24 protein-coding genes and 1 tRNA gene are annotated in these 23,237 nt (G+C 70.0%); 15 read left to right on the top strand and 10 right to left on the bottom strand.

All coding sequences use genetic code 11. The annotated features are described in order from the left end of the window. Window positions 1–61: 61 nt before the first annotated feature. The 8 genes from JHY01_RS01760 to JHY01_RS01725 all read left to right on the top strand — a co-directional run bounded on the left by JHY01_RS01760 (window position 62) and on the right by JHY01_RS01725 (window position 9,317). The gene (locus JHY01_RS01760; protein ID WP_374199474.1) at window positions 62–949 is read left to right on the top strand and encodes a carbohydrate ABC transporter permease; all 888 of its coding nucleotides are present in this window, start codon (window positions 62–64) and stop codon (window positions 947–949) included. Further along, window positions 949–1,866: a carbohydrate ABC transporter permease gene (locus tag JHY01_RS01755; protein WP_205323862.1), complete on the top strand. Its 918-nt coding sequence runs from the start codon at window positions 949–951 to the stop codon at window positions 1,864–1,866. The genes JHY01_RS01760 and JHY01_RS01755 overlap by 1 nt, the downstream gene beginning before the upstream one ends. Further along, window positions 1,863–4,451, top strand: a complete 2,589-nt coding sequence (locus JHY01_RS01750) for a beta-galactosidase (RefSeq protein ID WP_205323861.1) — start codon at window positions 1,863–1,865, stop codon at window positions 4,449–4,451. The genes JHY01_RS01755 and JHY01_RS01750 overlap by 4 nt, the downstream gene beginning before the upstream one ends. A 25-nt stretch (window positions 4,452–4,476) precedes the next feature. Continuing rightward, complete coding sequence (locus JHY01_RS01745; RefSeq protein WP_205323860.1) at window positions 4,477–5,715, top strand: ROK family transcriptional regulator; 1,239 nt, start codon at window positions 4,477–4,479, stop codon at window positions 5,713–5,715. Between the two features lie 35 nt (window positions 5,716–5,750). After that, complete coding sequence (locus tag JHY01_RS01740) at window positions 5,751–6,371, top strand: GyrI-like domain-containing protein (RefSeq protein WP_205323859.1); 621 nt, start codon at window positions 5,751–5,753, stop codon at window positions 6,369–6,371. Between the two features lie 28 nt (window positions 6,372–6,399). Continuing rightward, entirely contained in the window at window positions 6,400–7,917 is a 1,518-nt protein-coding gene (locus JHY01_RS01735) for an FAD-dependent oxidoreductase (RefSeq protein WP_205323858.1), read from the top strand. Window positions 7,918–8,002: 85 nt separating this feature from the next. Beyond that, complete coding sequence (locus tag JHY01_RS01730) at window positions 8,003–8,296, top strand: helix-turn-helix transcriptional regulator (protein ID WP_205323857.1); 294 nt, start codon at window positions 8,003–8,005, stop codon at window positions 8,294–8,296. A 31-nt stretch (window positions 8,297–8,327) separates the two neighbouring features. Then, window positions 8,328–9,317, top strand: coding sequence for an LLM class flavin-dependent oxidoreductase (locus JHY01_RS01725; protein WP_205323856.1), 990 nt, complete (start codon window positions 8,328–8,330; stop codon window positions 9,315–9,317). A gap of 54 nt (window positions 9,318–9,371) precedes the next feature. Here JHY01_RS01725 and JHY01_RS01720 read toward each other — a convergent pair whose 3' ends face one another. Both JHY01_RS01720 and JHY01_RS01715 read right to left on the bottom strand, forming a co-directional pair. Continuing rightward, window positions 9,372–10,538 carry an FAD-dependent monooxygenase gene (locus JHY01_RS01720; RefSeq protein ID WP_205323855.1) on the bottom strand — a complete coding sequence of 389 codons (1,167 nt, stop codon included), beginning with the start codon at window positions 10,536–10,538 and terminating at the stop codon, window positions 9,372–9,374. Continuing rightward, on the bottom strand, window positions 10,535–11,116 hold the full coding sequence (locus tag JHY01_RS01715) for a TetR/AcrR family transcriptional regulator (protein ID WP_205323854.1): 582 nt from the start codon (window positions 11,114–11,116) through the stop codon (window positions 10,535–10,537). Before JHY01_RS01715 ends, JHY01_RS01720 begins: the two co-directional genes overlap by 4 nt. A 100-nt stretch (window positions 11,117–11,216) precedes the next feature. On the opposite strand from JHY01_RS01715, the gene JHY01_RS01710 reads away from it, so the two are divergent. Beyond that, window positions 11,217–11,618, top strand: coding sequence for a hypothetical protein (locus JHY01_RS01710; protein ID WP_205323853.1), 402 nt, complete (start codon window positions 11,217–11,219; stop codon window positions 11,616–11,618). 323 nt (window positions 11,619–11,941) lie between these two features. Here JHY01_RS01710 and JHY01_RS01705 read toward each other — a convergent pair whose 3' ends face one another. The 3 genes from JHY01_RS01705 to JHY01_RS01695 form a co-directional block, all read right to left on the bottom strand. Continuing rightward, complete coding sequence (locus JHY01_RS01705; protein ID WP_205323852.1) at window positions 11,942–12,727, bottom strand: hypothetical protein; 786 nt, start codon at window positions 12,725–12,727, stop codon at window positions 11,942–11,944. Beyond that, complete coding sequence (locus JHY01_RS01700) at window positions 12,720–13,661, bottom strand: ATP-binding cassette domain-containing protein (RefSeq protein WP_205323851.1); 942 nt, start codon at window positions 13,659–13,661, stop codon at window positions 12,720–12,722. Before JHY01_RS01700 ends, JHY01_RS01705 begins: the two co-directional genes overlap by 8 nt. Before the next feature lie 115 nt (window positions 13,662–13,776). Beyond that, the gene (locus tag JHY01_RS01695; RefSeq protein WP_205324042.1) at window positions 13,777–14,352 is read right to left on the bottom strand and encodes an amidohydrolase family protein; all 576 of its coding nucleotides are present in this window, start codon (window positions 14,350–14,352) and stop codon (window positions 13,777–13,779) included. Window positions 14,353–14,772: 420 nt separating this feature from the next. Between JHY01_RS01695 and JHY01_RS01690 the strand changes: the two genes are divergently transcribed. Beyond that, window positions 14,773–15,240 (top strand): MarR family winged helix-turn-helix transcriptional regulator, encoded by a 468-nt coding sequence (locus JHY01_RS01690; protein ID WP_205323850.1) that lies wholly within the window; start codon window positions 14,773–14,775, stop codon window positions 15,238–15,240. Then, on the top strand, window positions 15,237–15,533 hold the full coding sequence (locus JHY01_RS01685) for a carboxylesterase family protein (RefSeq protein ID WP_205323849.1): 297 nt from the start codon (window positions 15,237–15,239) through the stop codon (window positions 15,531–15,533). Before JHY01_RS01690 ends, JHY01_RS01685 begins: the two co-directional genes overlap by 4 nt. Before the next feature lie 87 nt (window positions 15,534–15,620). Here JHY01_RS01685 and JHY01_RS01680 read toward each other — a convergent pair. Further along, window positions 15,621–15,695 (bottom strand) — tRNA-Val (locus tag JHY01_RS01680). A gap of 157 nt (window positions 15,696–15,852) precedes the next feature. Here JHY01_RS01680 and JHY01_RS01675 point away from each other — a divergent pair. Both JHY01_RS01675 and JHY01_RS01670 read left to right on the top strand, forming a co-directional pair. Beyond that, window positions 15,853–16,569 (top strand): DsbA family oxidoreductase, encoded by a 717-nt coding sequence (locus JHY01_RS01675; RefSeq protein ID WP_205323848.1) that lies wholly within the window; start codon window positions 15,853–15,855, stop codon window positions 16,567–16,569. A 93-nt stretch (window positions 16,570–16,662) separates the two neighbouring features. Next, a complete protein-coding gene (locus JHY01_RS01670; protein ID WP_205323847.1) occupies window positions 16,663–17,829 on the top strand; it encodes a VLRF1 family aeRF1-type release factor in 1,167 nt (388 codons plus the stop codon). A 104-nt stretch (window positions 17,830–17,933) separates the two neighbouring features. Here the strand turns inward: JHY01_RS01670 and JHY01_RS01665 are convergent, their stop codons facing one another. Further along, window positions 17,934–18,830 (bottom strand): hypothetical protein, encoded by an 897-nt coding sequence (locus JHY01_RS01665; protein WP_205323846.1) that lies wholly within the window; start codon window positions 18,828–18,830, stop codon window positions 17,934–17,936. A 411-nt stretch (window positions 18,831–19,241) separates the two neighbouring features. Here JHY01_RS01665 and JHY01_RS01660 point away from each other — a divergent pair, with 411 nt between their 5' ends. Together JHY01_RS01660 and JHY01_RS01655 are read left to right on the top strand one after the other, a co-directional pair. Beyond that, complete coding sequence (locus JHY01_RS01660) at window positions 19,242–20,153, top strand: endonuclease/exonuclease/phosphatase family protein (RefSeq protein WP_205323845.1); 912 nt, start codon at window positions 19,242–19,244, stop codon at window positions 20,151–20,153. A 41-nt stretch (window positions 20,154–20,194) separates the two neighbouring features. After that, on the top strand, window positions 20,195–21,088 hold the full coding sequence (locus JHY01_RS01655; protein ID WP_205323844.1) for an endonuclease/exonuclease/phosphatase family protein: 894 nt from the start codon (window positions 20,195–20,197) through the stop codon (window positions 21,086–21,088). On the opposite strand, the gene JHY01_RS01650 is transcribed toward JHY01_RS01655, so the two are convergent. The 3 genes from JHY01_RS01650 to JHY01_RS01640 all read right to left on the bottom strand — a co-directional run bounded on the left by JHY01_RS01650 (window position 21,024) and on the right by JHY01_RS01640 (window position 23,185). After that, entirely contained in the window at window positions 21,024–22,115 is a 1,092-nt protein-coding gene (locus JHY01_RS01650) for an NAD(P)-binding domain-containing protein (RefSeq protein ID WP_240192284.1), read from the bottom strand. The genes JHY01_RS01655 and JHY01_RS01650 overlap by 65 nt on opposite strands. 110 nt (window positions 22,116–22,225) lie before the next feature. Beyond that, the gene (locus JHY01_RS01645; RefSeq protein WP_205323843.1) at window positions 22,226–22,684 is read right to left on the bottom strand and encodes a DUF3291 domain-containing protein; all 459 of its coding nucleotides are present in this window, start codon (window positions 22,682–22,684) and stop codon (window positions 22,226–22,228) included. 90 nt (window positions 22,685–22,774) lie between these two features. Beyond that, entirely contained in the window at window positions 22,775–23,185 is a 411-nt protein-coding gene (locus JHY01_RS01640) for a VOC family protein (protein WP_205323842.1), read from the bottom strand. Window positions 23,186–23,237: the final 52 nt, after the last annotated feature.

The raw sequence follows: 23,237 nt of genomic DNA, 5'->3' as shown, positions 1-23,237 counted from the left end.
TGCCGACGAAGCCCCCGGCGCCGCGCGCGAGTCGCGCGGCGCCGGGAGGCGTCGCCACAAGATGTCCTCGCGGCGCAAGAAGGAGGCCTTCTACTTCTGGCTCTTCATCTCGCCGTGGCTGATCGGATTCGTCGGGTTCCTGCTCGGCCCCATGATCGCCTCCGTCTACATCTCGCTGACGGAGTGGGACTCGTTCACGGCCCCCGAATGGGTGGGGCTGCAGAACTACACCGAAGCGCTCACCGAGGACCCGGTCTTCTGGAAGGCGCTGTGGAACACCTTCTACTACGCGGCGGTCTCCGTCCCGCTCGGCCTCGTCATCGGCGTGTGGCTGGCGAACCTGCTCAACAAGCGGGTGCGCGGACGCAAGCTCTTCCGCACCTTCATCTACCTGCCCACGCTCGTCCCGCTCGTCGCGACGGCGATGGTCTTCAAGATGGTGCTCGCGCCCTCGGGGCCGCTCAACGACATGCTCGGCTGGTTCGGCATCGACGGTCCGAGCTGGCTCATCGACGAGACCTGGGTCAAGCCCGCCCTCATCGTCCTCTCCGCCTGGGGCGCAGGCGGTGCCACGGTGCTCCTGCTCTCGGCGATGAACGGCATCCCGCGCGAGCTCTACGAGGCCGCCGAGATCGACGGCGCCAGTCCCTGGCGCCAGTTCTGGTCCGTCACCTTCCCGCAGGTCACCCCGGTGATCTTCTTCAACCTCATCATGGGCCTGATCGGGGCGTTCCAGATCTTCTCGCAGGTCTACATCCTCACCGCCGGCGGTCCGAACAACGCCAGCAAGACGATGGTGCCGCTGCTGTTCGACGAGGCGTTCCGGTTCTACCACTTCGGTTACGCCTCCGCGGTCGCCTGGCTGCTCTTCATCGTGATCATGGCGTTCACCCTGATCGCCTTCCGCACGTCCCGCAAATGGGTCTTCTACGAGACGGAGGTGCGCTGATGGCCCTCGCCACTGACGCCGCGACGGGAGCCAAGCCCAAGTCCGAGAAGGATTTCGCCACGCGCGGCCTCTCGGTCTTCAAGGCCTCGCCCGCCACGTACGCCGTGCTCCTGGTCGTCTCGGCGATCTTCTTCGTGCCGTTCATCCTCATGATCTCGATCGCGCTCTCGAGCGACCTGACGAGCTCGCAGAACGCGTTCACCGTGTTCCCGACCGAGTTCGAATGGCGCAACTTCACCGAGGTCTTCACCGCCACGGGCCTGCCGGTCGGGCGGTTCGTCGGCAACTCGGTCATCATCGCGACCCTCTCGGCCGTGGGCCAGGTGCTGTCCTCCTCGCTCGTCGGCTACGCCTTCGCGCGGCTGCGCGCGCCCGGCAAGGGCGTCATGTTCATGATCGTGCTCGCCACGATGATGATCCCCGCCCAGATCACCATGATCCCGCAGTTCCTGCTGTTCAAGGAGCTCGGCTGGGTCAACACCTACCTGCCGCTCATCATCCCGAACTTCTTCACCAACGCGTTCAACGTGTTCCTGGTGCGGCAGTTCGTCTCCCGCATCTCCGGGGAGCTCGACGAGGCGGCGCAGATGGACGGCCTCGGCTACTTCGGCGTCTACCGCCGGATCATCCTGCCCATGATGTGGCCGATCCTCACCGCGATCGCGATCTTCACCCTCACGCACGCGTGGGGCGACTTCATGGGCCCGCTCATCTACCTCAACGCCGAGAACCAGATGCCGCTCGCGCTCGGCCTGCAGTACATGACGAGCACGAGCAACGAGATGCAGCTGCCGCCGTGGAACCTCGTCATGGTCGGCTCGATCATCCTGACCCTGCCGATGATCGTCATCTACTACCTCGGCCAGAAGTACCTGTACGAAATGAACCTCCAAGGTGGAAGTGCTGGTGTGAAGTGACTGATCCGTCCACCGCGACCGTCCGGCTCGGACGCTCTGGGCTCGTCCTCGACGACCGCGAGGAAACGCTGCTGTGCGCGTCGCTGTTCTACTTCCGGCTTCCCCGCGAAGTCTGGGAGGCGCGGCTCGCGCAGGTGCGCGCCACCGGTTACCGCGCCATCGACGTCTACCTGCCGTGGAACTTCCACGAGACCGCCCCGGGCGTGTGGGACTTCGAGGGCCGCCGCGACGTCGGCGCGTTCCTCGACCTCGCCCACGAGGCCGGCCTCGCGGTCATCGCCCGGCCCGGCCCGTACATCTGCTCCGAATGGGACGGCGGCGCGCTGCCCTCGTGGCTCGCGCTCGAAGACGGGCTCGAACTGCGCCAGGCGGAACCGAAGTTCCTCGGCAGAGTGCGCGATTGGTTCGACCAGGCCCTGCCGCTCCTCGCCTCGCGCCAGTGGGGCCGCGGCGGCGGCGTCGTGGCCGTGCAGCTGGAGAACGAGCTCGACTTCTTCGACACGCACGACCGACACGCCTACATCAGCGCGCTGCGGGACATGGCGATCGGCCACGGCATCGACGTGCCGCTCATCGCCTGCGCCGGCCAAGGCGACCTGAACGGCGCCACGGGCGGCGTCGACGGCGTCGCCCCGGCGTTCAACTTCTACCCCGACGACCGCTCGCCGTTCATCGAGGCCGAAGTGCGCCGCTACGCCGACCTGGTGGGCGCCGAGGGACTCCCGCTGCTCGTCACCGAGACCAACCGGTCGCACACCACGCTGCGCCGCCTCATGGTGAGCGGCGCGACCCTCCTCGCGCCCTACCTCCAGGCCTCCGGCTACGACTTCGGGTACACGCCCTCGGTCGGCAACTGGGGCGACCCGGGCGGGTTCATGACCCACGACTACGACTTCGGCGGGTACCTGTCCCCTGTGGGCGAATCCCGCCCGGAGACGGCCGAGGCCCGCGTGCTCGCGGCCCTCACCCGAACGCTCGGCCCGGCACTCGCGAACGCGCGCACCACCGAAGCCGCCGGCGTCCTCGGCGTCGACGTCCCCACCAGCGCCTCCGGATCGGCGCTGGTCCTCGACGGCGGCGGCACGCTCACCGGCGTCCCGAACCTCGGCGAGGCACCGGGAACGGCGGTCTTCGCGGCCGCGGGCGGCCTGCCCGAGCTCACGATCGCCTTGGCGCCCTTCTCGTGCGCACTGGTCGTCCGTGACCTGCCGCTGGCGGGCTTCGACCTGCCCGGCACGCTGAAGTTCGCCTCGGCGGACCTCGTTCGCGCCGACGCCGAGGGCCTGGAATTCGCCTCCCGCGTGCCGAGCGTGATCGCGCTCGAAGGCGCCGGCGGCGTGCAGATCGTGGAGATCGAGGCGCCCGGCCCCCGCGGTGCGGTGCTCACCGAGGTCGTCTCCGGCGGCGACCGGTGGACCGTCGTGGTCCACCACCCCGAGGACGTGGCGACCCCGGACGGCACCGCGGGCGTCATCTCCCCGGCCCTGCCCGAACCCGAGAGCCTCACCATCGCAACGCGTCTCGACCTGGAGACCCGCACCGGTGAGACCGCGGCGCACGAGCTGCCCCCGACCTCGGAGGCGGTCGGCGTCTACCGGGGCCGCACTCACTACGCCGCCGGTGTCGAGGGCCTCGACGAGCTCCTGATCGAGGGCGCGGGCGACATCGTGGACCTCGCACTCGACGGCGCCGCGCTGCCGAGCATCGCGAAGTTCGGAGCGACCGTGCGCGTCCCGCTCACCGGAGCCTCGCGGCTCGAGGCGACCGTGGAGACCTGGGGCCACGCGAACTTCGACGACTCGCGACTGCCCGGCCTCGCGATCGGGTCGCTGCGCGGCCTGGGTCGCGTGTGGGCGGTCGTGTCGAGCGAGGACGTCGCCTCACTGTGGACGGTCGACGGCGGTGACCAGTGGGCCGGGGAACCGGCACCGGTGCGCACCCTCGCGGGCTGGAGCAGCACCCGGATCGGACGCCCGGTCACGTACCGGCGCGGCCTGCCCGTGGACGGCGCCGGCCACTACGCGCTGCATCTCGACGGACTCCAGACCCCGTGCGAGATCACCGTCGACGGCGTCCCCGCCATCGTGAGCCCGAACGACCCGTGGGTCCACTTCGCGCCCGGCCAGGGCCGCGAGATCGCGATCACCATGCCGCACTGGCCTGTCGACGGCGGCGGTGCGACCCTGCTGCGCCTGGAGGCCGTGCGAGACTGGCAGGTCGAGGCGCAGGCCGACCACGACCTGCTCGCGCTGTCCCAGAAGGACGGCACCAGGACCGAGATCGCGCTGCCGCTCGAACTCGCTCCGGGAGAGGAAGCCTGGCTCGACGTGCCCGTCCCGTCCGGCGGCCGCTCCCTGCGGTTCGAGGGCGAGCAGGTGCGCGTCAGCGCGTTCGCGGGCGGAGAACTGCTGGGGCGCGTGTGGCTCGACGACGCGGCCCGGCCGAAGTTCACCGGCGGGGATCCCGGTCGACTGTGGATCCCGGGATCATGGAACACCGGCGCGGTGCGCCTGCTGGTCCACGGCACCGCGGGCGGCGACCGGCCGCGCCTCGCGCGCGTCACCGCCGCCGCCTCGCCGGAATGATCCAGTAGCTGCACAGGAGAACCACATGGCCGTCACCAGGCGCACCTCGCGCGACATCCGCAGTGAGTCGCGGCTCGACGTGCTGCACGCGCTGCTGGCGGCGGGCGAGGCGAGCCGGGGCGACCTGGCCGCCGTGACCGGCCTGAGCAACGCGACGGTGGCCACGGTGGTGAGCGACCTGCTCGAAGGCGGCATCGTCACCGAGGCCCGCCGCACCGGCGGGCGCATCGGGCGGCCGACGACCACATTGCGGCTCAACCGGAACCGCGGCCGCATCGTGGGCGTCGACGTCGCGGAGACGTACGTGCGGGCGACCGTGTTCGACTCCGCGCTCGACGAGCTGGCCTCCGCCGAGGTCGCCACCGACGAGCACCACGACGAGCACGACTACGTGGCCGACGCGATCGCGCGCGCCCTCGACGACGCTCTCGAGCAGAGCGCCGCCGAGGGCGCGCCCGCCGCCCGCGACGACGTGCTCGGCGTGGGCATCTCGCTCCCCGGCGGGATGCAGCGCCGCTCCGAGGTCGCCGTGGTGGTGCCGAACGCGCCGTGGCTCCACGTCGACCTGCTGCGCGAGCGCATCGGGCTGCCGATGGTCGTCGACAACCCGCTCAAGGCGATCGCCACCGCCGAGCTCTGGTTCGGGGCGGGCCGGCGGCACAAGAGCATGATCACCGTCAACCTCGGCACCGGCGTGGGCGCCGGGATCGTCCTGGAGGGCACGATCCTGCGCGGCGCCCAGAACGGCGCGGGGGAGTGGGGCCACAGCCTCCTCGCCCTCGACGGCCGCAAATGCCGCTGCGGCCGTTCGGGATGCGTCGAAGCCTATGTGGGCGCGGCGGGCATCCAGCAGACCCTCGCCGCGATCGCCCCCGAGCACCCGCTCGCCTCCGTGCCGATGCAGCGTGAGTTCATCGGGGCCTTGGCGGCGGCGCTCGAACCCCCGGCGCACCCCGCGCTCACCGAGACCCTCGAACTCACCGCCCGCTATCTCGGGTCGGCGATCGCCGACCTGTGCGCGATCGTCAATCCCGAGATGATCACCCTGACCGGTTGGACCGCTTGGGCGCTGGGCGACCATCTCCTCCCGGCCGTGCGCCGCCGCGTGCTGGAGGAGGCCCCCGGCCACTCCGCCGCGGACCTCGCGATCGAGGTCTCCACCGTGCGCGGCAACTCGGTCGCGACCGGGATCGCGACGATCGCGCTCGAGCGCTTCCTCGGCGACGTGGGGCTCGTGACCACCCGGGTGCCGACCGCCATCTGATCCCGAGTGTCGGACCTGGATGGGACACTGCGCCCATGGAGAAGTACGACGTCAAGAAGGCCTACAAGCAGCTGTACTCGCCGCCGCGCGACGCGTTCGCCCTCGTCGAGGTGCCGGAGTTCCGGTACCTGGCCGTCGACGGCCAGGGCGATCCGAACACCGCGGACGCGTACGCCGACGCCGTCGCGGCCCTCTACGGCACCGCGTACACGTTGAAGTTCGCGAGCAAGCGGACCCTCGGCCGCGACTTCGTGGTCGCGCCCATGGAAGGGCTGTGGCGGGCCGACGACCCGGCCGTGTTCCTCACCCGCGAGAAGAGCGCGTGGGAGTGGACCATGATGATCGGCCAGCCCGAGTGGATCACCGAGGAGATGGTCACGGCCGCCACCGGGGAGGCCGCCGCGAAGCACCCGAACCCGGCGTTCGAGCACCTGCGGCTCGTCTCCTTCACCGAAGGGCTCTGCGTCCAGACCCTGCACATCGGCTCGTACGACGCCGAGACGCCGGTCCTGCAGCGCCTGCACGAGCACTACCTGCCCTACAACAAGCTGACCTTCAACGGCGACCACCACGAGATCTACCTCAGCGACGCCCGCCGCACCGCCCCGGCCAAGCTCAGGACGATCCTGCGCCAGCCCGTCAAACGCGTGGAGTGACGCGCGGCCCCCGGGGTACCCGGTCGCTATGAACCCGCTGCTCCAGCCCGAGTCCTACTGGATCGCCTCGACCGAGGCAACCGCGTACCCGCCCGTCGAGGGCGATATCGCCGTCGAGACCGCCGTCGTCGGCGGCGGCATCGCCGGGCTCTGCACGGCCTGGGAGCTGGCCCGCGCGGGCCGGTCGGTCGCCGTGGTCGAGGCCGAGCGGATCGTCACCGGCACCACCGGGAACACCACCGCGAAGCTCAGCGCGCAGCACGGCGCGATCTACACGCACCTGCGCGACGCCTTCGGCGCCGCTTCGGCCCGCGCCTACGCGGACGCGCAGACCGACGCGATCGAGCACGTGGCCGCCGTCGCCGACGAGCTCGGGATCGACTGCGAGTTCGAGCGGTCCCCGTCCTTCGTCTACACCGAATCGGCGGACGGCGTCGAGGCCCTGCTGGAGGAGTCCGAGGCCGCGCGCGAGGCCGGGCTGGACGCGGCGTTCACCACCGAGACCGGCCTGCCGTTCCCCGTCGCGGGCGCCGTGCGGGTCGATGGCCAGGCGCAGTTCCATCCGCGCCGGTTCCTCCTCGGCCTCGCCGCCGACTTCGTCGCCCAGGGCGGCGAGATCTTCGAGCGCTCGCGCGTCACCGGCCTCGAATCCGGCGACGGCGGGCACGTCCTCGCCGTGGAAGGCGGTGGGAGCGTCCGCTGCGACGAGGCCGTGATCGCCACCCAGTTCCCGGTCATCGACCGGATCAAGCTGTTCGCGCGCCTCACGCCCCGCCGCGAAATGGTGCTGGCCGCGCCGATCCCGGCCTCGGCGGACCCCGGCGGCATGTACCTCACCCCCGAGGAGCACCTTCGCTCGGTGCGCACCGCCCCGTACGGCGACGGACGGCGGCTGCTGATCGTCACCGGGGAGGCGGCCACGCCAGGCGACCTCGATGCGAGCCTCCGGCTGGAGCGCTTGACCGCCTGGGCCAGCGGGCGGTTCGAGACCGGTCCGATCGCCTACCGCTGGGCCGCGCAGGACTACACGACCTCCGACCGGGTCCCCTTCGTCGGTCCGCTGTCCGGAGAGGACGGCGTCCATGTCGCCTGCGGCTTCGGCGGGTGGGGGATGAGCAACGGCGTCGCGGCCGCGCGCATCATCGCGGGGGACATGGCCGGCGAGCCCCGGCCCTGGGCCGAGCTGTTCGGTCCCGGCCGGTTCCACCTGCTGAAGGAGGCGGGCCGCATCGCCGCCAACCAGGTCAACGTGGTGCGCCACTACATCGGCGATCGCGTGCGCACGGTCCCCGTCGAACCCGGCGAGCTCGCGCCCGGCGAGGGCGCCGTGATGCGCCTCGACGGCGCGCTCCGGGCCGTCTACCGCGACGAGGACGGCGGCCTGCGCATCCTCTCGTCGACCTGCACCCACCTGGGCTGCGTGGTCGGCTTCAACGACACCGAGCACACCTGGGAGTGCCCGTGCCACGGCTCGCGGTTCTCCACCGGCGGCGCCGTCCTCCAGGGCCCCGCGACCGCCCCGCTCGAGCGGCATCCGCACCACTAGGGCCTGAGCGCGAAGTGACGAGCCTCATTTTGCCGCCCGTCCCCATTCGGGATAGTTTCGGAAATTAGCGAAATACCGAAGGGCGGTGGACGTGCTCGACGAGTGCAAGGCCCTCTCCAACGAGACGCGCCTGCGAATCCTCAACTGGCTCAAAGAACCCGAGGCCAACTTCCCGTGCGGGGACACCGCCGATCTGGGCGTGTGCGCGGGGCTCATCCAGCAGAAGTCGGGCGCCTCCGCCTCCACCGTCTCCGCGCACCTCGCGATCCTCCAACGCGCCGGATTCCTGCAGGCCACCAGGCGCGGCCAATGGATCTACTACCGCCGCGACGAGGCCCGCATCCGCGCGTTCGCCGACGACCTCCACCGCAACCTGTAAGGCCGTGCCTCTTGAGAAGGAAGCTCCGCTCATGCCAGTAGCCCTGTCGATCCTCGATCTGGCGCCGATCGCGCCGGGACGGTCCGCCCGCGAAAGCCTCGCGGCGAGCGTCGAACTCGCCCGCGCCGCCGAACGCAGCGGCTACCGGCGGGTCTGGTACGCCGAGCACCACAACATGCCGACCATCGCCTCCAGTGCCACGAGCGTCGTCATCGGCCACATCGCCCACCACACCGACTCCATCCGCCTCGGCGCAGGCGGCATCATGCTGCCCAACCATTCGCCGCTGGTGATCGCCGAGCAGTTCGGCACCCTCGAGACCCTGTTCCCCGGCCGCATCGACCTCGGCCTCGGCCGCGCCCCCGGCACCGACCGCGAGACCATGCGCGCCATCCGCCGCGACGCGACCTCCGCCGACACCTTCCCGCAGGACGTGCTCGAACTCCAGGGCTACCTCAGTGGACGGTCCCGCGTCCCGGGCGTGCAGTCCGTGCCCGCCCCCGAAGGCGACGTGCCCCTGTACCTCCTGGGCTCCTCCCTCTTCGGCGCGCAGCTCGCCGCCAAGCTCGGCCTGCCCTACGCGTTCGCCTCCCACTTCGCGCCCGCCGCCCTGTTCGAGGCGGTGGCCGCCTACCGCGAGGAGTTCCAGCCCTCCGAGCAGCTCGAGCGGCCGTACGTGATCGCGGGCGTGAACGTCTTCGCCGCCGAAGACCGCGACGAAGCCGAGGCCCAGCGCGCGATCGCCTTCCGCAACCGCGCCCGCGCCTTCATCGCCCGCGGCGACAAGCGCGAGTACACCGACGGCGAGATCGACGCGTTCCTCGCCTCCGCGGGGGGACGGCAGCTTTCGGCCATGGCCAAGTACACCGCCACCGGCGACCTGGAGGACGTGCGCGCCTACTTGGAGGAGTTCGCCGCCGCCGTCCGCGCCGACGAGCTCATCACCGCCCACTACGCCGAGGCGGTCCCCGACCGCATCCGCTCGGTCGAACTCACCGCGAAGGCCATGGCGCACCGGTAGGCGGCGAGGGCCCGGGCGCCGACAGCGCTCGGACCCTCCTTCGCGGTGCGTCGTTCAGGCGGCGAGGGCGGTGACCGGCTCGTGGCTCTTGGGGAGGAGTGAGCCGACCATGATCCGGTTGAGTCCGGGCAGGTGCATGGCGCGGAAGCCCCAGCGGCGCAGCAGCAGTCTGGCCGGAGTGCGCGGCAGGAACCATTCGGTGACGCGGTCGCGGGCCGAGGCCTGCACGTCGGTTGCGACTGGGCGCCAGCGCCGTTCGTAGTCGGCGAGGCCTTCGGCCACGGTGGAGGCGCGGTGCAGGCGTTCGGCCAGGATGTAGGCGCCGGCGATGCCGAGGGAGGCGCCCTGTCCGGCGATGAGGGAGACCGCGTAGGCGGCGTCGCCGAGCAGCGCCACCGGTCCATTGCTCCATCGCGGCAGGTGGATCTGGGCGACCTGGTCGTAGTAGACCTGGTCGGGGGCCGGGCAACTGGCGAGCGCGCGTTCGGCGAGGTCGCCCATGCCCGAGTAGCCGTGTCGGAGGGCTTCCCGCGGGTCCTCGGGCAGTCCCCGCTCGGTGGTGCGGTGCACGGTGAAGACGGCGACGCGGTCGTCGGTGAGCCCGTAGAAGCCCATCTGGCGGTTGAGGGTCTCGGTGAGCACGAACTGGCCGCGGACCTGTTCGAACGCTTCGGGGTCGGTGAAGACGAACGCGCCCGTGCGCATCCCGAGGGAGCGGAGGTAGTCCGGTTCGGGGCCGAAGACGAGGGAGCGGACGCGGGAGTGAATGCCGTCGGCGCCCACGATCAGATCGGCCTCGATCGCGGTGCCGTCGGAGAGGTCGGCCCGGTTGCCGTCGATTCGCTCGATGGTGGTGCGGTAGCGCAGGTCGATGGCGTCGCTCAGGCTTTCGCGGAGCAGTTGTTCGAGGGCGGGCCGCATGATGCTGACGAGTTCGCCCTTGAGGGCTTTGGAGAAGACCGCGTAGTCGAGGGCGACGGTGGTGCGCCCGCGGTCGTCGATGTAGCGGAATTCGTCGACGGGGCTGGCATAGGCGCGGAGCCGGTCGTGCAGGCCCATGGCGGTGAGGGCCTCGAACCCGGGCCCGGAGAAGTCGATCATGTAGCCCTGGGCGCGGGGGCCGCGGGCGTGGTCGACGATGTGGACGTCCCATCCGTGGTGGTGGAGGCGGTTGGCGAGGGCGAGGCCGGCGATGCCCGCCCCGCAGATGAGGGCCTTCATGAGCGTGCTCCGTTCGGGTCGGTGAGATGGCGCAGCATCGGTGCGAGGCGGATGGCCGACAGCCGCGGGTCGAGTCCTTTATGGAGGAGAAAGCCGTCGATGACGGCCATGACGACGATCGCGGCCTCCTCGGGGGAGGGGTGGCCCGAGGCGGACAGGGCCTCGGTCAAGGCGGCGCGGAGGCGGGTCACGAGTTCGCCCATCTGGCCGCGCAGGATCGGATCGCGGGTAGCGGCGAGGTAGGCCTCGATGAACAGCAGGGAGGCGGGGTCGGTGCCGGTGTACCGGTCGATCTCGGCCATGAGCGACTCGACCGCGTCGGCGGGGTTCGGGACGGAGGCGAGGAGCGCGGCCATGTCGTCGAGCATGGGGCGCATCGCCTCCGTTGTCGCCTGGCGCAGGAGCGCCTGCAGCGATTCGAAGTGGTAGTGGACCAGGCCCGGGCGGACCTCGGCCCGCTCGGCGAGGATCCGGGTGCTCACGCCGTTCCAGCCGAGCTCGCCGATGAGCTCCTGCGCGGCGGTGAGCAGTCGCGCGCGGACTTCGCGGCCCCGTTCGGCATTGGTCTGGCCGGTCATGCCCGCCTCCTGGTCGATCGTCTTGGACGAATGACCAACCCTAGCGCGGACCGCGCGATGTCCCGCACCCGGCCGTCGGAGCATCGACTACTCGCAGATGATGAGCCGGTTCGTCAATGGGAGTCGCCTGTTCAACGGGGACTGGGAATCAGGCAACCTCCATGCGCAGATGCCAGGTGGCGCCGGCTTCTTCCTGAATTGGGCGGCGACCGATGAGGAAGCACGGACCATCGAGGTCGAGACCGGCGGTTCGCACCCGATGGGGCCTGCCGACGGTTTCATGCCGGAAGTCGCCGAGGGCTCCGTGACCGCCGCGACGCTCGCAGCGGGTGCGACCATCAGCGAAGCGAACGGGGCGATGGACTTCATCGCCAACGCCACCGGTTCGATCTACGCCCAGAGCTGGACACCCAACCCCCAGAAGCTGGTCGCAGGGGAGCAGACGCCTGAGGGCCTGCTCGATTCAGCGCAAGCCGACTACGAATCGCAGGTCGAGAAGTAGATGTCCACTCCCAGGTCCGCTGGGCCGACGCCTGGATTCCCGAAGCCGCGCTCTCCCGCCAGGCCAGGCGCACTCGCGCCGAATGGCTGCACCGCCTGCTCGCCGAACAAATCCTCACCGAGCCTCCGTCGCGCGCCAAGCGCTCGGCATGATGCGGGCCGTGGAGGACAAGCGCTACCGGGCGCACACCCCAAGGGATATGCGCCCGCGTCATACAGCGGAGCCCGGCCCTTACCGCCGCCGTCCGGCACAACGTCCGGCTGGGGGAGACGGTCTTTCGATCACGGACCTCCTATGGCCACTGAAGGTTTGGGATGGAACATCTAAGCGTCGCGTCTATTGAACTGGGTCCAGGCGACGCCGATGATCAGGGCGGCGAAGACGGCGAACACGCCGCCCGAGGCCCAGCGGTCGAAGAAGCCGTAGTCCGGGGCCGCGGGACCGAATTCCGCCGCGCTGGTCAGCATCAGCTCCGACCCTGCGGTGAACGGTAGGAACCGCACCACCGGCGCCAGCCAGTCGAGGGCCGGGACCATGGTGAGCCCGACGAACAGGGTCTCGATGATCAACGGCATCAGGAATATGACCACCAGTGCCGACGGGACGCCGCGGAACAGCAGCCCCAGGCCGAGTCCGACCAGTGTGTAGATCACGTTGTAGGCCACGTATCCCAGCAGCGCCGAGCGCACCGGGTCGTCGAACAGTCCCGGCGCCCCGCCCCAGAACGCGAGCATCAGGGTCGCGTTGATCGCGATCGACACCAGCGTGACCGCGGCCGTCAGCGCTGTCATCGTGAGGATCTTCGCCAGGATCAGGCGCGAGCGCTGCGGCAGCGCGGTCAGGGTCGGCTGGATCGTGCCGTGCCGGTATTCGTGGCCGGTGGCGAAGATGCCGATCACGGCCATGAACACCGCCAGGAACGGGATCACGAAGGAGGCCCCGCCGTTGAGGCCGAGGTTCACGGAGTCGGCGTTGAGCGGCTCCTCGCCGGCGGCGATGCCGAGGGTCAGCGGGATCGCGGCGGAGGCCACCAGGCCGGAGCCGACCATCCAGTAGGTCGAGCGGAGCGTGCGCAGCCGGGTCCATTCGAATCTGAGCGCGTCAAGCATGCTGGGCACCTCCGGTGGTCGTGGCGAGTACGGGTTCTCGGGCGACGAACTGCTCTGCGGCGCCGGTGGCGGACATGAAGGCTTCTTCGAGTGAGGCCGAGCGGCTGGAGAGCTCGGCGAGCTCGATGCCCTCGGTGAAGGCCAGGTGGCCGACCGCGCCGATCGCCATGTTCGAGACGACGAGTTCGCCGTCGTCGCCCTTGGCGACGGTCGCGCCCTCGGCTTCGAGCGCGGAGAGGAAGGCGTCGGCGGCGGGGCTGCGGACGATCACCGTGGACTGGGTGAACTCGCGCACGAAATCGTCGACGTCGCCGTTGAAGATCATCTGACCGCGGCCGATGACGACCAGTTCGTCGGCCATGAGCTGCATCTCCGAGAGCAGGTGGCTGGAGACGAACACGGTGCGGCCCTCGGCGGCCAGCTTCTTCAGCAGGTCGCGCATCCAGTGGATGCCGTGCGGGTCGAGGCCGTTGGTCGGCTCGTCCAGCAGCAGGACGGGCGGGTCGCCCAGCAGCGCCTGCGCGAGGCCGAGCCGCTGCGCCATGCCGAGCGAGTAGCTCTTGGGCTGCTTGCGCTTGACAGCGCCGAGGCCGACCGTCTCCAGAACCTCGTCGATCCTGGCGTCGGTGATGCCGTTGGCGGCGGCGAGCATCTTCAGGTGGTTGCGGGCGGAGCGGGTGGGGTGGAAGGGCTTGGCCTCCAGCAGGGTGCCGACCTTGTTCATGGGGCGGCGGATGTCGGTGAACCGTTCGCCGTCGAAGGTGGTCTCGCCTTCGCCGTGGTCGAGGCCGAGCATCAGGCGCATCGTGGTGGACTTGCCGGAGCCGTTGGGCCCCAGGAATCCGGTGACGACGCCGGGGCGGACTTCGAACGACAGATCGTTCACCGCCACGGTCTTCTTGTAGTGTTTATGGAGGCCTTTGACGGCGATCATGGTGTTCCAATCGGGAGTCTCGAACGTGATTCGGCTTCGAGTGTTCGGTTGAACATGTTGGGTTCCAACGCGATCAATGGTCAGGGCCGGCCCGGCCCCGCCCCTCACGTCTCGGTCAGAGATGCAGCAGGTCTGTCGCGTTGCGGTGCGCGATGCGTTCGAGGTCGCCGCGGGAGACCGGTGCGGTGCGGAGGAACTCGACCGCCTCGGCGGTTGATTCGTAGGGGTAGTCGACGGAGAACAGCAGTCGGTCGGCGCCGATCGCTTGGACGGCTCCGAGTAGGGCCGCGTGGGAGTACACGCCGCCGGTGGTCGCATAGCAGTTGTTCCGCAGGTAATGGGAGGGCAGTTCTCGCGGCCTGCCCGCGGGGTCGGCCTGGTGGTAGCGGCTGTCGAGCCGGGCCAGTTGGAAGGGAAGCAGTTCTCCCATGTGCCCCAGCGTCACCGAGGCCCCGGGGAACTCGTCGAACACGCCGCCGTAGATCAGGCGGAGTGCGTGGGCGCCGACCGCCGCCGTCCATTCCCAGGACGGCCCGCTCAGCACGGGATGTCCCTCGAACACCTGCCAGTGGTCGGCGGGGAAGAGCGCGGGATGCAGGTAGAGCGTCACTCCGAGCCGTTCGAGTTCGGCCCACACGGGCCGGAACCGCGGCTCGTCGAGGTAGTGGCCTTGAACGTGGTCGTTGTGCAGGACGCCCCCACTCCCGCTCCCAGTCGGGAGGCATAGGGGCCGCGCCCGGCCACGGGATCAGGTCCGGGACGGAGAAGGCCTCTTCGACGGCGATCACCTGCGTGTCGCGCGCCTGGCCGGCGGCGGCCGGCGATGCCACCACGCCTGTCGGCATGTCGGCGCGGGCATCGGCCGCGGCCGATGCCGCTGTGGCGAGGTGCCCGCGGTGAGCGGGGAAGCGGACGATGCGGTCGTCATCACTGTGCCTTTCCATCGATCGCGGGCCCGGGGATCGACGCAATCACTAATAGGTAACCTAATCATAGGTTACCTAATAATGCTTGGTGGTCTCGGAATGCTGGTGATGTCAGTCACCGAGGTCGACCGCCTACCATCGGCGGACCGCGCCGAATCGCCCGTCCCACAGTGAAAGCAGAGCCCATGTCCTCGTCACCGTCCGAATCCGAGCCGCTCATCCGGCTGCTGTGGCGCGCGCACCACTGGTTCCGAGCCGCCCTGACTGCCGCGTTCGAGGCCCAGGAAGGCGGAGTGATCATCAGCGAGGCACACGTGACCCTGCTGAGTCAGCTGCCGTCAGAGGGGACGAGCATCGCCGAGTTGGCTCGGCGCCTGGGCGTCAGCGCCCCGACCGCGCACCAGTGGGTCCATGAACTCGTCGCCCTCGGCGTAGTAACAGTGGAGAGCGACCCACGGTCAGCCCGGTCGAAGCTCGTCCGCCTCACAGCGGCCGGTGCTCAGCGCCGCTCCGAGACGATGCAGATCCTCGCAGGGATCGAAACAGCGCTCGCCGAACACATCGGCACGGATACCGTCGACGCGCTTCGCGCCGCGCTGGAGGAACCGTGGGGATCTCCGGAATCGGCGGCGGCAGAGCTCGCGGAGCGGTGACTGGACTCCCGGATCGGGGCGGCCGCCGTCCCGTGCTCGTCTGGATCTACGGCGGCGGCTTCGACAGCGGTTCTGCCGCGCCGCCGGTGACCGACGGGGCGGCGCTGTCCCGGTTGACCGGCGCCGTCGTGGTCGCGGCGAACTACCGGCTCGGCCCGCTCGGGTACCTGCACCTGGCCGATCTCGGTGGCGAGGACTGGGCCGACCGCACCAACTGGGCCTGCTGGCTCAGGACCGGAGTGTCAGGGAGACTTCTCGGTCGACACCGATCGCCGGCGTGGAGGACGCCATAACCAAGCATGTGGCGACCAGTTGCTTCATAACCGAACCCGGATCATTCGACATGAGATGAAACTGCCTGAATGTCTGGGTTATTTGGATGGTGGGTGCTACAGGGATCGAACCTGTGACCACCTCCTTGTAAGGGAGGTGCTCTACCGCTGAGCTAAGCACCCGGAGGGCGCGCGGGAGCGCGCCGAGCCTGAGAAAGGGTACCTGAACGGAGGCTTGGGCGCGACTGGCGGGTGGCCGGGTCGTTCCGCATCGTGGGCACCGGAAGAGGCGTGCGGCACAGCCCGGAATTCTGTGGAAGCTTCAAGTGTTGGGGGAGGCGTGGAGAAGCTACGCGTGGACATCTGGTCCGACATCGCCTGCCCGTGGTGCTACGTCGGCAAGGCCCGGTTCGACAAGGCCGTTCGGCGGCTCGAGGGGAAGGTCGACGTCGAGATCCGGCACCGCTCCTTCGAACTCGACCCGCACCGCGAACCGGGCGACACCGCCCCGGTCGTCGACATGCTCGTCAAGAAGTACGGCATGAGCCCGGCCCAGGCGCAGGCCGGGGAATACCGGCTCCAAGACCTGGCGAAGGCCGAAGGCCTGGACTACCAGGCGGAGGGCCGCGACCACGGCAACACCTTCGACCTGCACCGCCTCCTGCACCTCGCCTCCGAGCGGGGCCTGGAGGCCGAGGTCTGGCAGGCGTTCTACACCGCGAACTTCGCCGACGAGGCCTCGATCTTCGAACGCGAGCGGGTGATCGACGTGTCGGTCGCCGCCGGGCTCGACAAGGACGAGGTCGTCGCCGTGCTCGACGACCCCGAGGCCTACCGCGAGGCCGTGCGCGCCGACGAGGCCGAAGCCGCCGCGCTCGGTGCCACCGGCGTGCCGTTCTTCGTCGTCGACGAGAAGTACGGCGTCTCCGGGGCCCAGCCCACCGAGCTGTTCGCCGAAGTCCTCGAAAAGGCCTGGGGCGAAAAGCGACCGGCACTCACCTCGATCACCGGCGCCGACGGCGCCGAAGCCTGCGGCCCCGACGGGTGCCCCGTCTAAAACGGGGTCGGGCGTAACTGGCGAAACCTTCACGAACGGGCACCTCCGGGAATATCCTGAGGCGAATTCCGCTCGATCGAGGAGGCGATAGCCATGCCGATGGACCGCGAGACGCAACTCAGGCTGGTGAAACTGCACGACGACACCGGCGTGCTCTCGCTCTACGTCAACGCCGACCCCCGGCAGGAAGGCTCCCAGCCGCCCTGGAAGACCCGGCTCGACCAGGGCCTCAAACAACTGCTCGAATCCGTCGACAACGGCACGCGCTCCGCGCTCGGCCGCCGCCTCGAAGAGATGAAGCTCGACATCGAGCAGCTCGTCCGCCCCGGCGCGCCCGGGATCGGCCGCGCGCTGTTCGTCGGCCTCGCCAGCGGCCAGACCTACAACGTCGAGATGCAGACGCCGCTGACCGACCGGGTCGCACTCGCCCCCCGCTCCCACATCGCCCCGATGTTCGGCGCCTGGGCCGAGGGCTCCCCGATCGGCATCGCCGTCGTCGACGGCAAGGGCATGCGACTCCTCGACAGCCGCTTCGGCAAGTGCGAGGAGGTCTCCGGTCTCCACTTCGAGCTCGACACCGCCGAATGGCGGATCATGAAGGGCCCCAGTGCCTCCCACAGCGCCTGGGGCGGACGCGACGCGTGGGCCTCGTCGAACCAGCACGACCTGTTCGACTACCGCATCGCCGAGCACCTGCAGAAGTTCCTTGCCGCCGCGCACCCCGTCCTGGAGGAGCACGTGGCGACCTTCGGCTGGGAGATGCTCGTCATCTCGGGCGAACCCGAACTCGTGGAGGCCTCCTCGAAGTCGCTGCGCAACGGCTTCAAAGCCGAGGTGGTCCCCTCGCAACTGGTGCTCAGCCAGTCCACGTCGGCGCAGATCCAGCAGGCCCTCGCGCCCGAGATCGCCGCCGCACGGGCGGCCCGGGACCAGCGCCTCACCGACAACTTCGCCGAGTCCCCGCGCAAGACCGTGGCGGGCTCCGAGGCCGTGATCGACGCGCTCCAGGGCGGCCGGGTCGACCGGCTCGTCATCGAGCGAGACTCGGTGTGGAGCGGCCGCCGCATTCCGGACGGCACGGTCCTGGCCGATTCGATCGCCCCTGGCGAGCCCGAACTCGCCACCGCGATCGCGGACGCCCAGCTCGGCGAGGCGATGATCGAGATGGCGCTGGCCTCGGACGCGCGGGTGTCGATCCTCAACGACGGCGTCCAACTCGACGAGAAGGCGGGAGGTGTCGGCGCGTTCCTGCGCTGGTGACCACCGCTTGAAGGCTTAAGTTAGGTTATGCTAACCTATCTTCGGCAGTACGATCCAGGGCCGCGGGTTTCTCACCTCCCGCGGCCCTGAGCCGTTTCAGCTGCCTACTCGTCCTCGAAGGTGGTCGCCAACAGCGCGTCCACCAGCAGGTCGTACTCGTCATCGGCCGACTCGGGCATATAGGCCCCGGACACGAACGCGTTCACCCCGTCGACGTCGACCAGCAGGATCGCCACCCGCTCGGACTCGTCCTCGACGTACTGCGAGGAGTCCCACGAGGCGGTCGACTCCGCGAGCACCCCCGCATGTCCGTCCACGGTGACCTCGGTGAGCACCGGCTCGGACACGGTGCCGTTCTCGCCGATGCCGGCGGCGCCCTCCGCCCAGACGCGGGCGACCGTGGAGGCGGTCTCGCCCATGGTCTCCGGGTCGAACGGCAGCTCGGGAATCGCGTAGCGGCCCGCGGAGAAGGCCGCGTACCAGTTCTCGGCGAGCTCGTAGTTGTAGAGCGATGCGTCGTGGGCGTAGTCGTAGTCGACCGGCCCTTCGGCGAGCTGCCACCGGTCGCTCGGGATCGGCACGCTGGCGCCCAGCGGCTCCACCGTCAGGAACTCGCCGGAGAACGCCGGGGCCTCAGGGGAAGGTGACTCGCTCGGCTCGGCCGCCGTGGTCTCCTCCGCGGCCGTCGAGGTGGACTCGTCCGCGGCAGAGCCGGACTCGTCGCCGGAATAGATGTAGCCCGCCGCGCCTCCGCCGAGCATGAGCGCGACGACGATCGCGATGCCGAGCGCACGTCCGCCCCTCCGATTCGGCTGCGGAGGCGGGGGAAAGGCGCCGTACGCGGTGCCCTGGGCGGGCTCGTGGGGAAGGGCGGGAGCCGGCGCCGTTCCGGGCGGCGTCGGTTCGGGGCGGGCCTCCATGCTCGGCACCGTCGGCTCGGGCGCCGGCGGCTCATCTGAGAAGACCAGGTCGGTGCGGGGTTCGGATTCGGGTTCGGGCATGCGAACGATCCTAAATGAACCCGATCCGGATCGATGTGCTGACGGCCGCCGCCTGGGGCGCGTTGCGCCGACGCGGCCGCGCTCACGGCATCGAACACGACCACCGAAGGAACAGCCCATGAGCCCCAGGGGCAACCCGTCACCGAACCGCCTGCCATGGCCGGCGGCCCCACCTGGACCGGCCATCGCGGTCGCGGCGATCCTCGCATCAGGAGCGTTGCCGCTGTAGGAAACCGGCGATCCGTTCCCGACGGAGTCGGGGACTGAGTCGACGCCCTCCCGGAAGAGGAGGGCGTTTCGCATGGGGCCGAGGTGCATTCACCCCGAATTCACCGGCTGCAGGTTGATGAGAAGTGGCATTTGTCGTTCACTTACCCTCCGCCCGGTTTCACCTGAGATATAGAGGTTTCCATGACCATCCTCAGTAGACGAAACATTCTCGGCGCCGGCCTCGCGGTCGGCGCCTCCGCCGTCGCTTCCGGCGCTTTCGCCGAAGCCGCCCATGCCGAGGAGGCCCTCGGCGGCTCCCTCATCGGCGCCCCCGAGGGCGACCAGCTCCACGTCATCTCCTTCAACCTCCGCTACGAGGGCAGCGACCCCTCGCCGCGCACCTGGGACGAGCGCCGCCCGCTCGTCAAGACGGTCCTCAAGCGAGAGCGGCCCACGATCCTGTTCACACAGGAGGGCCTGTACGGCCAGAACCAGGACGTCCTCGAAGACCTCAGACACCACGACTGGATCCACCTCGGCCGCCTCGGCGGCTCCAAGAGCGAAGCCACCGCGGTCTTCTGGGACCGCAAGCGCCTCAAGGCCCTCGAGTACGACCACCTGTGGCTCTCGGACACGCCGCTGCTCATCGGCTCCAAGCACTGGGGCAACAACGTCGTCCGGATGCTCACCTGGGTCCGCTTCCAAGACCTGCGCACCGGCAAGGACTTCTACGCGGTGAACAACCACTTCGACCACCAGTCCGAGCCGTCGCGCCAGAAGGGCGCGCAGATGAACCTCGACGTCATCGCGCCCTGGACCTCCCCGGTCGTGGTCGCCGGGGACTTCAACAACACCCCGGACACGCCGATCCACCAGATCCTCACCGACGGCGGCCTCGTCGACACCATGCTCGCCGCCGACGAGCAGGTCACCCCCGTCTACGGCACCTGGAACGGCTGGAACCCGGTCCCGACCGAGGAGGAGCGGCGCATCGACTGGATCCTCACCACCCCCGAGGTGCGGATCCTCAAGGCGGGCGTCAACACCTACGCAAAGGACGGGCGCACGCCCTCCGACCACTGGGCCGCCCAGGCGCTCATCGAGCTCCCGTAAACGGTCTGCGGGGCGGCGGCGGCACCGATACCGTTGCAATGGTGAACGACGCGCTGATCGCCGCCCCGCCCGGGCATCCGCTGCTGGGTCCCGTGGATCCGCCGTTCCTGCACGTCATGACCTACAACCTCAAGTCCGCCTCCGGCCGCGCCCCGCATTCCTGGTGGAAGCGCCGCCCCCTCGTCAAGGCCGTGCTCGAGAACGAACTGCCCTCCGTGATCTGCACCCAGGAGGGCCGCTTCCGCCAGCTCCTCGAGCTCCGCGAGGACCTCGACGGCTACGACTGGGTCCACCTCGGCCGCGGCGGCGGCTCCCGCAGCGAGGCCACCGCGATCTTCTGGGACAGCGCCCGGCTCTTCCCGCTCGAATACGACCACCTCTGGCTCTCCAAACGCCCCAACGTGATCGGCTCGCGCAACTGGGGGAGCGGCACCGTTCGGATGCTCACCTGGGTGCACCTGGAGGACCGCGAGACCGGACGCCGCTTCTACATCGTCGACAACCACTTCGACCATCATTCCGAGAAGGCCCGGCGCAAGGGCGCGGACCTCCTGCTGCGGACCATCGCCCGTTTCCTCGACCCGGTCATCGTGGCCGGCGACTTCAACTGCGGCCCCGATTCGGCGACCTACCGGGCGCTCACCGGCGGCGGCCTCGAGGACACCTGGGAGCGCGCGGCCGAGCACGTCACCCCGAACTGGGCCACGTTCAACCGCTGGCGGCCCGCGCCCGTCGAGGGCCCGACCCGCATGGACTGGATCCTCACCAGGCCGAGCCCGGACTGCGCCGTCGAGGTCCACCGCGCCGGCGTCAACGCCTACACCGAGGGCGGCCTGACCCCCTCGGACCACTGGCCGGTCCAGGCGGTGCTCAGACTCGTGCCCCGGCGGGGGTCGCAGCCCGCTTCACACCCAGGAGCTCACGGATCTCGCTGACCGCCGCGCGCCCGGCCCGGTTCGCGCCGATCGTGGAGGCCGACGGGCCGTAGCCCACCAGATGTACGCGCGCGTCGGCCGCCGCCCGGGTGCCTTCCATGACGATCCCGCCGCCGGACCCGCGCAGCTTCAACGGCGCGAGATGATCGAGCGCCGCCCGGAACCCGGTGGCCCACAGGATCGTGTCGACCGCGATGAACCTCTCGTCGCCCCAGCGCAGCCCCTCGGGCGTGATCGCGTCGAACATCGGGAGCCGATCGAGGACGCCTGTGGCCCGCGCGGCCCGGATCTCGGGCGTCAGCGGCACGCCGGTGACGCTGATGACCGACTGCGGACGCAGCCCCCGCCGGACCCGCTCCTCGACCATCGCGACCGCCTCGCGGCCCCGGTCCGGGTTGAAATCCCCTGAGCGCCATCGCGGTTCGCGCCGCGTGATCCAATGCGTGGACGCCGCGAGCGGGTCGATCTCGAGCAGGTGCTGAATCCCGGAGATGCCGCCGCCGACCACGGCGACGCGGCGGCCCGCGAACGCCTCGGGGCCGCGGTACTGAGCGGTGTGCAGCTGCCTGCCTGCGAAGGTCTCCTGCCCCGCGTACCGGGGCCAGAACGGGCGCTCCCAGGTGCCGGTGGCGTTGATGAGCGCACGGGTGATCCAAGTGCCCCGGTCGGTGACGACCTCGAGGCGCTTGTCGGGGAGCGGCCGCACCGCGCTCACGGAGACGGGCCGCTGCACGCGCAGGTCGAACTCGCGCTCGTAGTCGGCGAAGTAGGAGGAGATGACCCCGGAGACGGGCGTGGACGGCTCGGGCTCGGGCACGTCCATGCCCGGGAGCCGGTACACGCCGTTGACCGTCTCGAACGTGAGGGTCGGCCACCGGAACTGCCAGGCGCCGCCCGCGTGCGGGGCGTGGTCGAGCACCGCGAACTCGGTCTCGGGCTCGAAGCGCCGCCGCAGGAAGTAGGCGGCCGAGAGCCCGGCCTGCCCGGCCCCGATGACGACGACCTCGACCTCGCGAATCACCTTCAGTGGAACGAGTCCGGCGAGACGGTGATTCCGAGGGGTGAGGTCCTTCACTCGCTGAGGCGGGGCCCTCTGGCCTCCTGGAGCTCCGGCTTCGGACTGCGCCTTCTGGTTCCCTACGCCTCCGGCTTCGGGAACAACTCCTTCATGGTGAAGGCCTCGGGGGTCGGGCCCTTCTCGCGCAGGATCGTGAGCCGCTTCTCCGCTTCCGGCAGGGTCGGGCGATGCCCTGCCGGGACCCACCACATCGCCGAGTACGCCTCGGTGAGGTGCGCGAACCATTCGCGCCGCCGCTTGAGCATCGCCCGGTGCTGGGGCCCGTACACATAGGCGTTCAAGGCTTCAGGCGAAGTCCACACCGACATGTTGACCGCGAGCCATTCGTCGCCGAATACCCGGAACGCGGTCGCGTCCGACCCCTGCTCGTCGATCAAGCGCCACACGAATCCCTCGGCGGTGTCGGCGACGGCGTTCACCTCCTCCAGCTTGGAGGTGAACCCGTGCATCACCTCGCTGTCGAAGGGCGCCAGGATCCGTCCGATGTTCACCTGCGCCAGTTCATATCCCGCACTCATGCACCGAATCCTGCCAGCGCCCGGCGCGCCTCGTCAACGGCTGCATGAGCATCCCAGTCGGAACCCAGTCGACTGGGATATCGCGGAGGCTCAGTCCCCGATGGGCGTGAGGAACTCCAGGCGGTTGCCGAACGGGTCCCGCGTGTAGCAGCGCCGGTAGCCGATGAAGTCCGCGTCCCATTCGACCCGGTGCCCGGCGGCTTCGAGGCGGGCGGCGAGCGCGTCGAGATCGGCGACGAGGATGCCCGGGTGGGCCTTCGCGGAGGGCACGTGGCCCGCTTCGACGCCGAGGTGGAGTTCGAGGGCGTCGGTGCGCAGCCACAGGCCGCCGCGTTTGGCGAGCTCCGGTGGCTTCTCGACCTCGGTCATGGCGAGGACCCCGACGTAGAACGCGCGGGCGGCGTCCTCGCCCGCGGGGCGGATGGCCAGTTGCACGTGGTGGACGCCGTAGCCGAACGGCGAGTCGCCGCGCGGGTCCCGGTATCGGGCGGGGTCGGTCACGGTCGTCCTCCTCGGGGGCAAGGAAACGGGGCGGGCTGCATGCAGCCCGCCC

The organism is Glycomyces sp. YM15 (assembly GCF_016918015.1).
In the GTDB taxonomy this organism is placed as follows: domain Bacteria; phylum Actinomycetota; class Actinomycetes; order Mycobacteriales; family Micromonosporaceae; genus Glycomyces.
Note: the sequence above shows the minus strand (reverse complement) of the source record. Positions and strands in the feature narration are given on the sequence as shown.